The following is a 14,018-nucleotide window of genomic DNA, read 5'->3' as shown; positions in this document are numbered from 1 at the left end:
CCGTTGAGCCCCCTTCTCCCGGGCTTGGGAGAAGGGGGTTTGGGGGATGAGGGCCGTTTTCCCTCGGTCGATGATCAGGGGAATGTCTTGCATCGGGCGACACGCGGGGCGTTCCTACCACCCCGATTTCCATCACTGACTTTGAAAAAGCCCTGAGGGGCGGGGGCCGGTGGCTAGCCTTGGGCTTCGGCTTCGTCCACGATCTCCAGCTGGTCGCCGACCTGCGTGCCCGTGCGCTGGATCGTGCTGGCCGGGAGCTCGATCACGTAGCGGGCCCGGCGACGTGGCCGCCCCAGGCGCCAGGGGGGAACCGCCGGATCGAGGTCCAGCACCTGATCCTGTCCGTCCACGTAGATGACGTCGATGGGATAGGACATGAACCAGGTATGGATCCCCTTACACGGCCGGATGATGAGCGCCTCGCCCGGCTGAAGCGGCCGCGTGCCGATCAGCCCGCGGCCGCGCGTCCAGAAATTGTCGGCCACCCGGGCGTGGGTGGCCAGCGTGATCCCTCGCGTCGTGTTGACGATCTTCATCCGCCTACCGCCTGACGTATCGTGGATCCACGCCGAAGATCTCCGGATCGAGCTGGATATGGGCGCGTTCGATCTTCTCCATCACCTTGGGGCGCAGGCCGACCGGCTGTAGCTGGCCGATGATCCTGTCCCCGTCCATGCCCTCTTCGACGAACTCGAAGATGTCCTGCATCAGGATCATCTCCCCCTCCATGCCCAGCACCTCGGAGATGCGCACCACGCGGCGGGAGCCGTCCCGCAGTCGCTCGGCGTGGACGATCAGGTCGATGGCGGAGGCGATCTGCTGGCGGATCGCCTTGAGGGGCAGCTCCATGCCCGCCATCATCACCATGGTCTCGATACGGGACAAGGTGTCGCGCGGGCTGTTGGAGTGCGCCGTGGTGAGCGATCCGTCATGGCCGGTGTTCATGGCCTGGAGCATGTCCAGCGCCTCTCCGGCGCGCACCTCGCCGACCACGATCCGGTCGGGGCGCATTCGCAGGGCGTTCACGACCAGATCCCGGATCGTGACCTGGCCTCTTCCCTCGATGTTGGGTGGACGGGCCTCCAGGCGTACCACGTGTTCCTGTTTCAGCTGCAGCTCGGCGGAGTCCTCGATGGTGATGATGCGCTCGTCGTTGGGGATGAAGGCGGAGAGCACGTTCAGCAGGGTCGTCTTACCGGAGCCGGTGCCGCCGGAGACGATGATGTTGAGCTTGGCCCGGACGGCGGCCTCCAGGAACTTGGCCGCCTCCGCGGTCAGGGTCCCGTTGCGGATCAGATCGTCGATGGTGAAGGGGATCTTGGCGAACTTCCGAATGGTGAGACACGGGCCCACTAGGGAGATGGGCGGGATCACGGCGTTCACGCGGGAGCCGTCGGGCAGTCGCCCGTCCACCATAGGGGAGCTCTCATCGATGCGTCGCCCCAGGGGGGCGACGATGCGCTCGATGATCCGCAGCACGTGATCGTCGTTCTCGAACGTGATGGGGACCTTGTGGATCTTGCCGTTGCGCTCGACATAAATGTGCTTCGGGCCGTTTACCATGATCTCCGTGATGCTGTCGTCCTCGAGGAGCGGTTGGATCGGCCCGTATCCCAGGATCTCCGCCAGAATCATCTCGAAGAGGCGTTGACGCTCGCTGCGGTTCAGCACCAGGTTGGCTTCCACCAACGCCTCTGAATAGATCGGTTCGATGATCTGCCGCGCCTCTTCGGCGTTGGACAGATCGGTATTGGGGTTGACCTCATCGATCAAGCGTTGCTGCACGCGCCGTTTCACATCCAGGTAAGCCGGCGGCAACGGCGGTGGGGCAACCGGTGTGGCCCTGCCCCCTTCCGTAGAAGACGGCTTCTGGGCGATGGCCGGACTGGCCGGCCGGGTTGCATGCGTATCTCGTGTATGTCCATCGCGACGAGAGAACAGTGCCATGGCGGACTCCTCCTTCAGATTATTTGATCCACACCGGGTCCCAGTCGTTGTACTCGTTTCGACTGATGTTCACCTGGTTGCTGCCATCGGCTCGCATCACCCAGATCTGTCGCCGTCCGGTCTCCCGGTTGGACCAGAAGGCGATATACTGACTGTCGGGTGACCAGGTGGGATGCTTGTCCCACTCCCAGGTGTTAAAGGTCAACTGCTTGGGAGTCGGGTGCTCCTCCCGCTCATCTGCGCTGATCACCCAGATCTCATCATTGCCGGTCACCTGGGATACGAAGGCGATCAGATTCCCCTGTGGCGACCAGGCGGGTTGGTAGTTGATCGAGCTGTTGTCCAGGAGCTGTCGGCGGCGCTCCCATGTCGGCGGCACATCGTAGCGCCAGATGTAGAGGGGAGTCGAGTGCGAATCGCCCTCGTTGTAGACGCGTCGCGTGCCGTCCGGGGAGTACGCCTCCCGCTCCTCCAGTTTCTCGTACGTCTCCGGATCGGATACCGGACGCTGGTCGCTGCCGTCCGGACGCATCACGTAGATGCTGACGCCGCCATCGCGATCCGTCTTAAAGGCGATCCAGCCGCGATAGGCGCTGAGCGGCAGCGGCGTCGGCGTGGGTGTCGGCGTCGGCGTCGGCTCCGGCGTCGGCGTGGGCGTGGGGCTGGGAGTGGCCAGCGGCGCGATCGCGTTCATGCGCTGGCGCGCCTCGCTGGTATCCGCTATGGGCAACATGCTGGCCAGGCGGTATCGCTCCAGGGCCTGGGGATATTCCCCGCGGGCCTCGTACTGCTTGCCCTGCTCCAGGTAGACGCGGTAGAGCAGCGGGACGACCGCCCCGGCCATGAAATCGGGCGAGCGTTCGTAGATCGGCTCCAGGTATCGAGCTGCCTCATCCCATCGTTGGGCCTCCACAGCCTCCCGCCCCTGGAGATAGTCGTATACGAGGGCCCGCTCGGCGGACGTCTGCGCGTCCCGTGGGCGCAGGCTGAGCGCCTTGCTCAGCAGTTCCAGCGCCTGTCGCGCGTTCTCCCCCGACTCATCCGGCTGGCTCAGGAGGGCTTGGGCCAGGTGCCGATAGCTCTCAAACAGGCGCTCCGTGACCTCCTCCTGTCGGAAGTCGACGTCCAGATTGCGTACCGCCTCATAGGCAGCCACGGCCTCCTCCCACCGGCCCTCCTGATAGGCCCGGGTGGCCTCCTCATAGTAGCGTTGCACCTCCAGCTGGCGCTCCAGCGCCTTGATGCGCTGGGGCACGTCGGCGTAGCCGGGCGACTTCTGTTGGAGCTCCCGGAACGCTTGCAGCGCCTCTTCGACCTTCCCTTCCTCTTGCAACGCTACGGCCGCCTGATACTGGTCCCGCAGCGCCAGGCGCTCCTCAGCGATGGCCAGGCCCTCGCGCGCCGGAACGCTGTCGGGGACCTCTTCCAGCAGGCGCCGGAAGATGTCCGCCGCTCGCTCATATGCCCCGATGGCCAGTGCCTGCTGTCCTTCCTCCAACAGGCGCGTGTACTCGACGACCTGCGCCTGCTGCGCTTGCATGGGCACGATGACCCGGGTGTATACCTGAACCGTGATGAGCACGGCGATCAACGCCAGGATCGCGACGGCCCCTCTGCGCCACCACGATTGGAGCCAGGGAGGGATAAGGAAGCGCTTTGGGGTGGGGTGTTCCTGTTCCAGCTTGGCCTTCAGTTGCGCGTGTTCCAGCAGATCCTGCAGCTCCCGATGTTGCGGATAGCGCTCCTGGAGCTTCTTCAGGATCTGAATGGCCTGGCTCCACTGGCCGGATTGCAGGTGCTGAAGGGCCTTCTGGTAATCCTCGTCAAGTTCCGGCCGAATGGGTTGACCGATCGCGTACGTCGTCATGGGGCTCCTCGCTTCTTACAAACTATCTCTTCATACTGGCAAAGACATCGATGAATCGCGGCACGGCGGGCCCCAGGATCACGGTGAATAAGGCCGGGAAGATGAACAGGATCAGGGGGAACAGCATCTTGATAGGGGCCTTGCGTGCCTGCTCCTCCGCCCATTGGCGTCGGCGCATACGGAGCTGGTCCGATTGGGCGTGCAGGATGTCCGCGATGCTGACCCCGAGCCGGTCGGCCTGGATGAGCACGGCGACGAAGGCATGGACTTCCGGGACGTCCGTTCGCTCGGCCATGTGTCGCATGGCCTCCGCCCGTCGCACCCCCATACGGATCTCGCTGACCACGCGGGCGAACTCGCGACTGAGCGGGTTGTCCCACTTCTCGGCCACCTTCAACAGGGCGGCATCGAAGCCGAGCCCGGCGTCCACACAGATGGTGAGCATGTCCAAAGCGTCGGGCAGCGCCTTGGTGATGGCGGCCCTGCGGCGCTTGATGCGGCTCTTGAGCCACATATTGGGCAGGTGTTGCCCGGCCAAGACCCCGGCGATCCCGAAGAGGATCACCGCGGAGGGGATCATGTTCCTCGCGCTGAGGTAGGCGGCGGTCGCGCCGCCCACGATGAGCCCGGACAGCATCTTCAGCCCGATGAAATCGAGGGGGCTCAGGCCGCCCGGCCGCTCCGCGATGATGAGCTGGCGGGCGAGTTCCTCCAGATTCCCCGTGGGGGTGAGATGCCCCAGCCACTGCAACAGGCGGTGAAACTGCGGCTTGATCACGCGCTCGTATAGCGGCTGTTGCAGCTCGATCTCCTCAGCGGTCATGGGCGTGTCGACGTATTGCGCGAAGCGCTTCCGGATGGAAGACTGGCTCCGGGGGCTCCGCAGAGCCGCCCAGAAGGACGCGACGCTCGCGCTGACCAGCGTGCTGATGAGGAGCAGTGTAGCCGTCATAGCGGTTGACCCCCTCCTAGAATTCCTGGTTCAGGATACGTCGGATCACCAGGTTCCCGACGACCATCATCCCCAGGGCCGACCCGGGGATGAACAGCCAGCGGGGCTCGAACATGACCATCATGTACTCCGGGTTGATGAGCATGATGATGGTGCCCAGGATGAAGGGCATCCCGCTGAGCACGAAGCCGGTCATGCGCTGTTGCGTGGTCATGACGGCGATCTCGCCTTTGATCCGGATGCGATCACGAATCGTCGCGCTGATGGATTCGAGGATCTGCGCCAGGTTGCCGCCTACCTCGTGCTGGACGCTGATGGCGGTGACGACCAGATCCAGATCGTCGCTGTTGACCCGGTGGGTCAGGTGGGTGAGGGCCTCCGGCAGTGAGAACCCCAGGGCCGTCTCCCGCACCACCTTGCCGAACTCCTCCGCCGTCGGGTCGGGCATCTCCTGCGCGACCATCTCCATGGCGTGCAGGAGGCCGTAGCCGGCCTGGAGCGAGCTGACCAGGAGGTTCAGGGTATCCGGAAGCTGGTCCTGGAACGCCTTCAGCCGCTGGCTCTCCCGGCGGTTCAGGTAGAAGCGGGGGACGAAGGCCACGATGATGGCCAGGGCGATGCCGGGGATCACGTGGCGGGTGATCAGGGCCCCCAGGATGAAGGCGCCCAGGATCAGGCCGATGCACAGGAGCACGAACTCGGTGACGGTGAGTTTGAGGTTGGCCCGGGCCAGGCTGGTGGCGATCTTGTCCGTGATCCCCACGCGCGCCAGCTGCCGGGCGATGAACCCGGAGACCTGATGCGATTGCTGATAGGCAGGGGCGCGCGGGCGAGCGGGCGCGGCCAGCGGGACCGACTCAAGCCGAGACTCGATCTTGGCCTCGGGAGCCGTCATCCGGTACACGCCGATGAATATGGCCAGCACGGCCCACATGATGATCAATGGGATAATCCAGAACAACATCGTCACCGTACCTCCGGGTCCTTGCGTCGTCGGGTCATGCGTGGCTCAGCAGGCCGCGAAGCGGCTTGGGCAGGCGCTTGCTCCACCCCTTTGCGGGGAGGCCCGTTTTCGCCAGCTGGGTTGTGCCGTTGACCAGCTTCTGCGCCATGTGGAACAGGGACGTCGTCACGGCGCTCTTGGGGTGGCTGAGCGCCACCGGGATCCCCTGATTCACCGAGTACGTGACCAGGGAGATGTCCTCCGGGATCAGGAACGGATCGCTGATCTGCAGACGATCCTGGATATCCTGTTGGCCGATCCCGCCCCGGGCGGTGGAGCGATTCACCACCAGTTGGATCCGGTCGGGTGGAAAGCCGTTCTCCAGAGCCGCCTCCAGGAAGACGGCGGCCCGGTGCAGGGACGGCACCTCGGGCGTGATCACCAGTAGAACCCGATCGGCGTGCTGCAGGACGACGCCGGTGTACGGATCCGTGAGGGGGCCGGTGTCGATGACGACGTAGTCGAAGGTCTCCTTGGCCAGCTGGAGGATTCGCCCGAACCCGGACGGGTCGGGGAGTCGGTGATCATCGTTTTTGCTGGGGGTCAGGAGGACCTGGATGCCGCTGGCGTGCTGGATCAAGATCGATCTCAGCAGATCCTCATCCACGTCGCGAGTGTCCGGCCCCAGGTCGGCCAGGGTCGACGTTGGCACGAGGTTCAGCATGGTGTCGAGATCGCCCACGGATTGGTGGGCCTCGATCAACAGCACCTCTTTGTCCGTCTCCTGGCGGAGCAGAATGGCGAGGTTGGCCGCGATCACCGAGCGTCCGGCCCCTCCCTTGGGGCTGAGCAGGGCGAAGACTTTGTCTTGTTCGCCTGTCTCCGACGTCTGTGTCGGTTGTACCGGGGCCTGTCCCAGCTTCCTGCGTCGCTCCGCCTCTACCGTGTACACCTCCCGGAGGACGGTGCATAGCTCCTCGTCGCTGAAGGGCGTGGGCGCGAAGGCACGGGCGCCCGCGAGCAGGGCCCTCTGCGCGCAGAGGATGTCCTCTCGGGGGCATAGCGCGATCACGGAGGCGAAGGGCGCCTGGATGGCCAGACGGCGCAGGCGCTCCTCTTCCCCCTCCAGGCTCTCGCCTACCAGGATGATGTCCGGGGTCACCTCTTGAACGTGGGCGATCGCATCCTCCAGGTTCTGCACGACCCCGGTGATGGTGAAGTCATCCTGCAGGGCCAGAGCCTTCAGGATCTGCTCGACAAGCCCTTGGTCAGCGCTGACGATCAGGGTGCGGATGGGCTGCTCGTTCATCTCGTCCATGCCTCTTATGCTCTCTTTCCTATCATGTGTGGAATGGCCACCGGGGGGCCTTCTTCATTCCTTTTGTGCGATCCCGACTCAGGGGGATCACTCTCCCGTCCCCGTCGACGCTTCCAACTCCGGCGTCGCCACTGGCGACTGCGAGAACTGGTATCGATCGAAGATGTAAGGTAGATCGACGGTCTCCGCCTCCAGCAGCTGCTCGCTGGTAGGAGCCCGCAGCGCGATGTCCATGATGGCGCCGGAGTCCTTGAGGAACTTGATGGTCAGCGCGTCCTGGGCGCTGACGGCGAAGAAGAGAACTCCCTCGTTTGCTAACGCCATCTGCGGCTGGGCGTCTCCGCTGCTCTGCTTGCTCAGGAGTGGCGGCATCGCCATGCCCACGATCTCCAGGTTCTGGATGGCGTCCAGGGTGTACAGCCGTTCCCCGGCCGTGTCAGGGACGGGGAGGGTGAACAGGAGATCCACTCGATCCCCGGGCTTCAGGAACCCGACGCGGCTCATCAGGTCGGACGCGGGCAACGCGATGACCACCTTGTCCTCCGGCATCGTGAAGGCGATGTCCTTTCCCTTCACGGTTGGCTCCACCAGCCGCTGCATGAGCAGGACCTCCCCGGCGGCGATGTTCTGTTTCGGGATCTTGCCGACGACGTCCGAGATGGAGGTGGCCGCGCCTTCGGGCACCAGCTCCGTGGGGATCTGCTTCACCGAGACCTGGCTTTCCTCGATCACCGTGCGCAATGGAATGTCCTGAAGGGCCACCACGACGGGGCTCAGATGGACTTCCTGTACCTCGCTGGCCGCTTCCGTGGCCTGCGCCAGGATACGAAAGGTCAGTATGCCCGCCAGCAAGGCGAACAGCAGCCCCGTGATCAGCCAGATCATTCCGCGTTTCCGTTGCATGAAGCCCTCCCAATCCACTTCTTCCGAGTTACCAAACCCACGGGATCAGACGCCAACGCACCTGATGGGTATATCGGTCGTAGCCCGTGATCAGGCGCTCCTCGTGATAAATGCGAAACAGGATCAGCATGACGGCAACGCCAAGGATGAAGGCGTTTCGCCATGACCAGTTCGCCAATAGATAGCCGACGTAGAACAACAATTCGCTCGCGTACAGGGGGTGCCGGACCCACCGGTAGGGACCGGTGGTGCGCAGCCCCCGGTCGGCGGGGGCGATGGCGAAGCTCCGCCCCAGCGAGGCGGTGGCGATGAACATACCCACCAAAGCCACCCCCTGCACCAGAATCCCCGGCAGGAGATGTCCCCTGGGGGCCTGCGAGAGCCCAACCACCGGCAGCGCCATGCTGCAGAGCGCGACCAGGGTGATGGGCCAGGGGGCGCTTCGCTTAGCCGGCGCCCGCGTGATGAACAGCCATACGACCAGCGAGTAGTAGAGCCACAGCCCCAGGCTCATGAAATCGCGCGTGGCCAGCGCCTTTTTCAGGAACACCGCCGCGTAGAACGCCCAGAACAGGGCGGCTGTGATATTGATGGCCCACTCTCGCAGGGGCCGGCGGTGAATCTTGGCGTTGCCTGATGCCTCGATGGGCTTCTGTGCAGTGTTCATTCTCTCAGTCGTACTCCCTGGAGGCCGAATTCCGGCCCGCCCGGTTCACCGGCGGTCACGCGACGGATGAAGTATCCCCAGATGCGCTTGTTGGGCCCCTGGAACCGGTAGTCCGTCAGGACGAACTCGCCGAACCCGGAGATGGTGTAGCGCGTGTTCGAGCCCTGCCCGGTGACCTGGTTATAGATGATCAGGGTGATGTTCCGGTTTTTCCATAGATTGAGCGCGTTTCGGACGGGGGCACCCGCCTTGACGCCGGGTTCGGCCGGGACTAGATCGCCCACCCGCCAGTATCCGCTGTTGCTGGGGTTGGCGATGTTGTCGGCCAGCTCGTGGAGGCCGCCGCCTCCGCCGTCCCAGTCGATCCATCCAAAGGCGCCCGGCGCCTCGTGGTTGTCATCCCATAGCTCGTAGACCTGGAGATACTGGAAATTGTCCTCGTGCACGGCGATGGGCAGGAGATTCGACGCGCCGCCCAGGCCGTACAGCTCGGCCTCGCTTTCCGCTGAGGCGCTCAATTGATTGATCCCGACGACGGCGGCCAGGAAGGTGTTGAACGTGGTCTGCGTGTTGACGTGAACCCCTCTCGCCTGGTCCGGTGTCGCGACCGGTTGCCCGTTCGCGTCGATGAAGTAGTAAGAGACGCTGCTCGCGCCGTTGGCCTGAGCGTAGTAGTTGATCTCCTGGTCGATCTCGCTGGCGGTGCGCCCCATGCCCAATGCTCGGGCGCCCGCCAGAGCGGCCAGGTCGGCCGCGTTCTGCATGCGCCGGTGTTGGGCGTAGGCGTAGCCGCCGTCAATGGCCAGCGATGCCATTCCGAGCAGCGCGACCATGGCCAGCGCGATGACCACCAGGGATTGACCCTCTTCTCCTCGCATGTGCCGCCATAATCTTCGGTACATGGTTTCTCACCTCGCCCTCTCGGCAGGCCTTTCTTCAGAGGCGCCCGTTGGGCTCATGTGCGGGCGAAAGCAAGTGTCACCCGCCGTTGATCACTCGTTCAATACAGCCGCATGGCTGCCGAGGTCTGTAAGTTCAGCGTCCCGTTATTCCCTATGATCTGCGCGAGTATGGGCGTGATCACGGTGAAGTCATACGTCACGGTGACGACGACTGTGTTCGAGTCCGGCTGGGACACCGTCGTCGTGAGTTGGGCGGGGTCCAGGCCGATGGCGTTGCTGGTGACGGTGTTCTGAATCCCGACCGTGTCGCTGGGATTGGTGATCGCGTATCGTGCGCCGCTTTGCGCGGCTGCCGAGAGCACGGTATACGCGTAGATGCCACGGCCGAAGTCGAACACGATCAGGATAAAGACCATCAGCACGAACAGGCTCGTGGCAAACTCGACGAGGCTTTGCCCCGTGCCTGCGTCCTGATGCCTCTTTTGGAGTTGCGATGATCTGGTCATCGTCAGTAAACCACAGCTTCCGAGCTTGCCTGGATCGTGAGCTGTGATGTGCCCAGTACATTGAATACGAGCGGCATTTGGTAAGTGACCGTGACCTGGACCGGGCTCCCGGGCGTGGAGCCCGAGACGCTGACGCTCGCGTTGGCCGTGGACAACCCACCCCGTTGAATCTCCGCCAGGGCGATGTCCGTGATCCCGGCGGTGTCGGTGGGATTGGACGACGCGTATCGCACTGCCTCGCGAGACGCGTTGATGAGCACCATGTATGCCTGTAGCCCGCGTCCGGCGTCCAGCACGAGGGCGGTGATGGCCACAAGCAATGGTAATAGCAGTGCCAGTTCAACCAGGTTTTGACCCCTCTGCCGACGCCCCATAAAAGCTGCCCTCGTGGCAAGGGGGCCCCGGGTGTGCTCCCAGGACCCCCCTGCACTTGTTCTATCTCTGATTGTCCCAAACTCAGGTCGCTTAAAGGCAACCCCGCCGCCTGGGTACGATGCCCCGGCCCGTTTTCCTACTTCGTGCGTTATGCAAGAACCCTCTGGCCAGAACGGCCGTTATAGGGAAGCTGCAATGGTGCTGAACACGCCCGTGATGCTGTTGCCGAGCACTGTCAAAGCGCCGATGGCGACGACCGCGATCAAGGCGATGATGAGTCCGTACTCAGCCAGGTCCTGGCCGCTCTCATCATCCAGTGCACCCAGCCACAGCTTCAGCCAGTGGATCACATCGGTCCAATTACGCATTTTCACCCTCCTCATCCATATGATGGTTATGACTCCATGAAGTCAGTAGTGTATGGGTTCAAGCTCACTGCTTAGGCCTCCGGGGCGGTTGCCTAGGTGATCTTGATACGCCCCTCTTGTTGCACCCTGAGTATATGCCAGATAGGGGGGAACATTCAATGGTACTGGAGTCCAGTTCCTCGCTCCCGCCGGGAACTGGGGAGCTATATCGTCCTTTTCTCGCGTCATCGCCCATATATGGGGCTTCTGGGATCGAGGGGGGCTGTTGGTTGCGCCCGGTTGGCGGGGGGCTTCTATAAGAATGATGGAACGTCGCGGAGACGTCAGCGGCGGCGTTCGGCGTCAGGTGTGCGGGGAGGAGGGCTCAGGATGGGGCGCGACTCGCGTGGAGAGGAGATACACGCATAGCCACGCCGGCGCGAGCCATACATACCAGATGTCCGAGATGCTGAGCAGGTTGAAGCTCAGAGCCAGGATCTCCACTATCCCGAAGGCGACCAGCCAGATCGTTCGACTCTGCGGCGTTCGCCACGCGCGAGCGAAGGAGAGGATGATCGCCGGGAGCAGGATCGGCTGATCCAGGGACCATCCAAAGGCGGCCGTGCTCACGGACAGGAGTAGGATAAGTGGCCCTCTGTCCTCCCAGGTCCATCCGCTCCCCCATCGCCGCATGAGGAACAGGCCCAGTAGGGCCCCCAGGGCCGGCGGCAGGAACTGCAGCCAGGACCGGTCGATCCCGAAGATGAGCCGCAGAATGGCCCCGATGGTGGGCGTCGCCCAGTACAGCGGCGGCTCCTGGGTGAAGGTGGCCAGGTATTGCGCCGGCAGGGCGGGGGATCGGGCCATCAGCAGCCCGGTCGTCAGCATGAGGGTTGCCGCCAGGCCGGCCAGGATCTTCCATCGCCGGTTCTGCCATACCCACAGGAGGAGGAGGATCCAGAATAGGTAGAGCAGGTGGGGCTTGGCGGCCGGGAGCGCCAGACAGGCTCCGGCCAGCACGTCGCGCCGTTGGCGCTGGAACCATAGAAAGCCCACCCAACCCGCCAGCAGGAATGGGGCGATCTGCCCCATGCGGATCGCGAACAGGGAGGGCACGAAGATCATGCTGAGCACCAGCCCGGGCCACACGCGCCGGTCATGAGGTTGGTAGATCCGCCATAACAGGCCGCCGCTGAGCAGCAGGAACCCCGTCTGTGAGATGAACCAGGCGATGCGCCCCAGGGTGTAGGGGAGCAGGCTGAACGGGATCACCAGCGCCAGCGTCCAGGGGGGATTCCACATCATGAGCGGCTGGGGATCCGCCCATCCGACCGATCGCTGTACCCGGAGGAGGCTCGGCGGGTCGTAGGGGTTGCCGCCGGACAGGAACAGCCGGCCGGCCGCCCAGTACTCGACGAAATCGTCGATGTGGAAGGTGAACCCCTGTCCCGCCCAACGCCAGAGCTCCCAGGCCAATGCCGCCAGCGTCAGGGCAAGCCCGAGGCGCACCAGGGAGCGTCTTGGCACGGTCAAGGCTTTGGGCATATGCCCTCTCCTACTCGCTCGAAGATGGCGCTGATCTCATCCCGGTAGAGCTCCTTCCAGCAGGGGGATTCGGAGGCCGCCTCGATAAGATACGGTTGGTTCCCGGCGCTCAGCAATAGGTGCGTAATCCCATATCGGTCCAGCAGCCGTTGCCAGTCGTACCGGGCGATGCTGATGGCCAGGTAGTCCTGCCACTCCTCCAGTGGATACAGCTCCACCCGGGTGTCGATGAAGACCGGCAGGCGAGGACATCCCCAGATGATGTAGCTGCCGTAGCCCATCTCGTTGAAGATGCGGGCGTCCGCGGGGAGGTGTTCGCACGCGTAGGCGGTGGCGGCGATGGGGGTGTCCCGCATGATCACACCGCGGCGTTCCCTCCATTGCGGAAACGCGCTGCGGAACCATGGCAGGCAGATGATGTCCAACGCGATCAGGGTGAGCAGGAGGATCGCGTCGGCTCGACGGCGGGGGCGCGGGACCTTCCGTTGGCCCGGCGTCATGGCCAGCGCCCGTGCCGCCACCAGCGCAGCCACGAGCCCGAACCAGGGCGGATTTCGGATCGCCCACAGCGCCAGGAGCCCGAACCCCAGCAGGGCCAACGTCTCAAAGGTGCTGGGGCGATATCGGCGGCGCAGCAGGATGGCCATCAGGAGGATGACGAGGGTCACGAACAGGGCGCCCGAGAGCGTTCGGATGGTGAGCGGCTGGAACTCCAGGTTCAGCGTGCGTGTGCCGCGGTGTTGCACGAAGCTGAGGACGTACCGGGCGATGCCCAGCGGGCCGACCGGGTTGAGCGCCAGGGCGGCGAGCGCCGTCGCCCCGGGAAGGGCGACCTCACGAAGCGGCAGGGGCTGCCTCTGACGCCAGGCGTCCCAGAGCTCGCCGAGGACGAAGCTGCCCACCAGCGCCAGACCGAAGATGAAGCCGCCGTGTGCGTTCACCCAGAGGAGGAAGGTCGGAGGAAGCAGCCAGAGGGCGGCCTTGCGGCCGTGCTGGTAACCGATGAGCAAAAACAGCGTCCAACCAAATAGAAGGAAGGAGATCCCCTGTGGGCGGACGGCCCAGTTCTCCATGCCCAACACGGCGGCCAGGATCGTCAGGACGGCGGACAGCCGGACGTTCCCCCGGGTGATCCGGAGCAGGCCTCGCTGTAGGAGCAGGTACCCGCCGACGATGAGCAGGGCGTGGACGAAGAGCGACAGGGGCGCTCCACCGGCCCGATAGATCAGGTACAGGCCGATCTGCATGAGCCACGCCTGATAGATCCAGGGCTCGCCCGGGTGCGTAAACGTGTAGAGGTCCACCCGGGGGATATGTCGGGTGGACAGGATCACCTCTCCCGTGCGGATATGCCACCAGAAATCGTTGGGGGCGATCTGGCCGGATCCCCAGATCGCCGCGAGCAGGATGAGGCCGGGCAGTGCGTACCACACATGGGTCAGGGTGATCGGGTTGTGTTCTGGAAGGCGGATTTCTCTCATCCCTTCTCCAGGGTCCTATGGAATTCGCTCCAGGGCTTCTCCCTATATAGCATGCGGAGAGAACCGGAGCAATGGGTCATGCGGTTGCCCTCTTTCTCTCATGACGACGCGACGGGGCTCTGGTGATGGCTGTCCTGGTTCAGGGCTTTTTCAAAGTCGGTGATGGAAATCGGAGTGGTAGGAACACCCTGCGTGTCGCCCGACGCAAGACATTCCCCTGATCATCGACCGAGGGAAAACGGCCCTCATCCCCCAAACCCCCTTC

The 14,018-nt window shown here is 64.0% G+C and carries 14 protein-coding genes; all 14 read right to left on the bottom strand.

Annotated elements, in window-relative coordinates; all coding sequences use genetic code 11:
• Positions 1–173: 173 nt before the first annotated feature.
• Positions 174–536, bottom strand: a complete 363-nt coding sequence (locus GXP39_05385; GenBank protein ID NOZ27472.1) for a DUF192 domain-containing protein — start codon at positions 534–536, stop codon at positions 174–176.
• A 4-nt stretch (positions 537–540) separates the two neighbouring features.
• Positions 541–1,947: a CpaF family protein gene (locus GXP39_05380; protein ID NOZ27471.1), complete on the bottom strand. Its 1,407-nt coding sequence runs from the start codon at positions 1,945–1,947 to the stop codon at positions 541–543.
• Positions 1,948–1,966: 19 nt separating this feature from the next.
• Positions 1,967–3,814, bottom strand: a complete 1,848-nt coding sequence (locus GXP39_05375) for a tetratricopeptide repeat protein (protein ID NOZ27470.1) — start codon at positions 3,812–3,814, stop codon at positions 1,967–1,969.
• A 22-nt stretch (positions 3,815–3,836) separates the two neighbouring features.
• Complete coding sequence (locus tag GXP39_05370) at positions 3,837–4,766, bottom strand: type II secretion system F family protein (GenBank protein NOZ27469.1); 930 nt, start codon at positions 4,764–4,766, stop codon at positions 3,837–3,839.
• A gap of 16 nt (positions 4,767–4,782) precedes the next feature.
• A complete protein-coding gene (locus GXP39_05365; protein NOZ27468.1) occupies positions 4,783–5,736 on the bottom strand; it encodes a secretion system protein F in 954 nt (317 codons plus the stop codon).
• Between the two features lie 28 nt (positions 5,737–5,764).
• Positions 5,765–7,027: a MinD/ParA family protein gene (locus GXP39_05360; GenBank protein ID NOZ27467.1), complete on the bottom strand. Its 1,263-nt coding sequence runs from the start codon at positions 7,025–7,027 to the stop codon at positions 5,765–5,767.
• Between the two features lie 87 nt (positions 7,028–7,114).
• A complete protein-coding gene (gene cpaB, locus GXP39_05355; GenBank protein NOZ27466.1) occupies positions 7,115–7,930 on the bottom strand; it encodes a Flp pilus assembly protein CpaB in 816 nt (271 codons plus the stop codon).
• Between the two features lie 28 nt (positions 7,931–7,958).
• Complete coding sequence (locus GXP39_05350) at positions 7,959–8,597, bottom strand: isoprenylcysteine carboxylmethyltransferase family protein (protein ID NOZ27465.1); 639 nt, start codon at positions 8,595–8,597, stop codon at positions 7,959–7,961.
• On the bottom strand, positions 8,594–9,499 hold the full coding sequence (locus tag GXP39_05345; protein ID NOZ27464.1) for a hypothetical protein: 906 nt from the start codon (positions 9,497–9,499) through the stop codon (positions 8,594–8,596). Before GXP39_05345 ends, GXP39_05350 begins: the two co-directional genes overlap by 4 nt.
• Before the next feature lie 98 nt (positions 9,500–9,597).
• Positions 9,598–9,921 carry a pilus assembly protein gene (locus tag GXP39_05340; protein NOZ27463.1) on the bottom strand — a complete coding sequence of 108 codons (324 nt, stop codon included), beginning with the start codon at positions 9,919–9,921 and terminating at the stop codon, positions 9,598–9,600.
• A gap of 86 nt (positions 9,922–10,007) precedes the next feature.
• Entirely contained in the window at positions 10,008–10,379 is a 372-nt protein-coding gene (locus GXP39_05335; protein ID NOZ27462.1) for a hypothetical protein, read from the bottom strand.
• A 180-nt stretch (positions 10,380–10,559) separates the two neighbouring features.
• On the bottom strand, positions 10,560–10,748 hold the full coding sequence (locus GXP39_05330; protein NOZ27461.1) for a Flp family type IVb pilin: 189 nt from the start codon (positions 10,746–10,748) through the stop codon (positions 10,560–10,562).
• Positions 10,749–11,090: 342 nt separating this feature from the next.
• Entirely contained in the window at positions 11,091–12,272 is a 1,182-nt protein-coding gene (locus GXP39_05325; GenBank protein NOZ27460.1) for a DUF2029 domain-containing protein, read from the bottom strand.
• Positions 12,257–13,753, bottom strand: a complete 1,497-nt coding sequence (locus tag GXP39_05320; GenBank protein ID NOZ27459.1) for a hypothetical protein — start codon at positions 13,751–13,753, stop codon at positions 12,257–12,259. The genes GXP39_05325 and GXP39_05320 overlap by 16 nt, the downstream gene beginning before the upstream one ends.
• Between the last annotated feature and the right edge of the window lie 265 nt (positions 13,754–14,018).

Source organism: Chloroflexota bacterium (assembly GCA_013152435.1).
In the GTDB taxonomy this organism is placed as follows: domain Bacteria; phylum Chloroflexota; class Anaerolineae; order DUEN01; family DUEN01; genus DUEN01.
Note: the sequence above shows the minus strand (reverse complement) of the source record. Positions and strands in the feature narration are given on the sequence as shown.

What these genes read in the sequence shown, in the direction of transcription:
- GXP39_05345 (NOZ27464.1), bottom strand. Translation starts at nt 9,499, where the DNA reads ATGTACCGAAGATTATGGCGGCACATGCGAGGAGAAGAGGGTCAATCC.
- GXP39_05360 (NOZ27467.1), bottom strand. Translation starts at nt 7,027, where the DNA reads ATGGACGAGATGAACGAGCAGCCCATCCGCACCCTGATCGTCAGCGCT.
- GXP39_05380 (NOZ27471.1), bottom strand. Translation starts at nt 1,947, where the DNA reads ATGGCACTGTTCTCTCGTCGCGATGGACATACACGAGATACGCATGCA.
- GXP39_05385 (NOZ27472.1), bottom strand. Translation starts at nt 536, where the DNA reads ATGAAGATCGTCAACACGACGCGAGGGATCACGCTGGCCACCCACGCC.
- GXP39_05350 (NOZ27465.1), bottom strand. Translation starts at nt 8,597, where the DNA reads ATGAACACTGCACAGAAGCCCATCGAGGCATCAGGCAACGCCAAGATT.
- GXP39_05370 (NOZ27469.1), bottom strand. Translation starts at nt 4,766, where the DNA reads ATGACGGCTACACTGCTCCTCATCAGCACGCTGGTCAGCGCGAGCGTC.
- GXP39_05330 (NOZ27461.1), bottom strand. Translation starts at nt 10,748, where the DNA reads ATGCGTAATTGGACCGATGTGATCCACTGGCTGAAGCTGTGGCTGGGT.
- GXP39_05335 (NOZ27462.1), bottom strand. Translation starts at nt 10,379, where the DNA reads ATGGGGCGTCGGCAGAGGGGTCAAAACCTGGTTGAACTGGCACTGCTA.
- GXP39_05375 (NOZ27470.1), bottom strand. Translation starts at nt 3,814, where the DNA reads ATGACGACGTACGCGATCGGTCAACCCATTCGGCCGGAACTTGACGAG.
- cpaB (NOZ27466.1), bottom strand. Translation starts at nt 7,930, where the DNA reads ATGCAACGGAAACGCGGAATGATCTGGCTGATCACGGGGCTGCTGTTC.
- GXP39_05320 (NOZ27459.1), bottom strand. Translation starts at nt 13,753, where the DNA reads ATGAGAGAAATCCGCCTTCCAGAACACAACCCGATCACCCTGACCCAT.
- GXP39_05325 (NOZ27460.1), bottom strand. Translation starts at nt 12,272, where the DNA reads ATGCCCAAAGCCTTGACCGTGCCAAGACGCTCCCTGGTGCGCCTCGGG.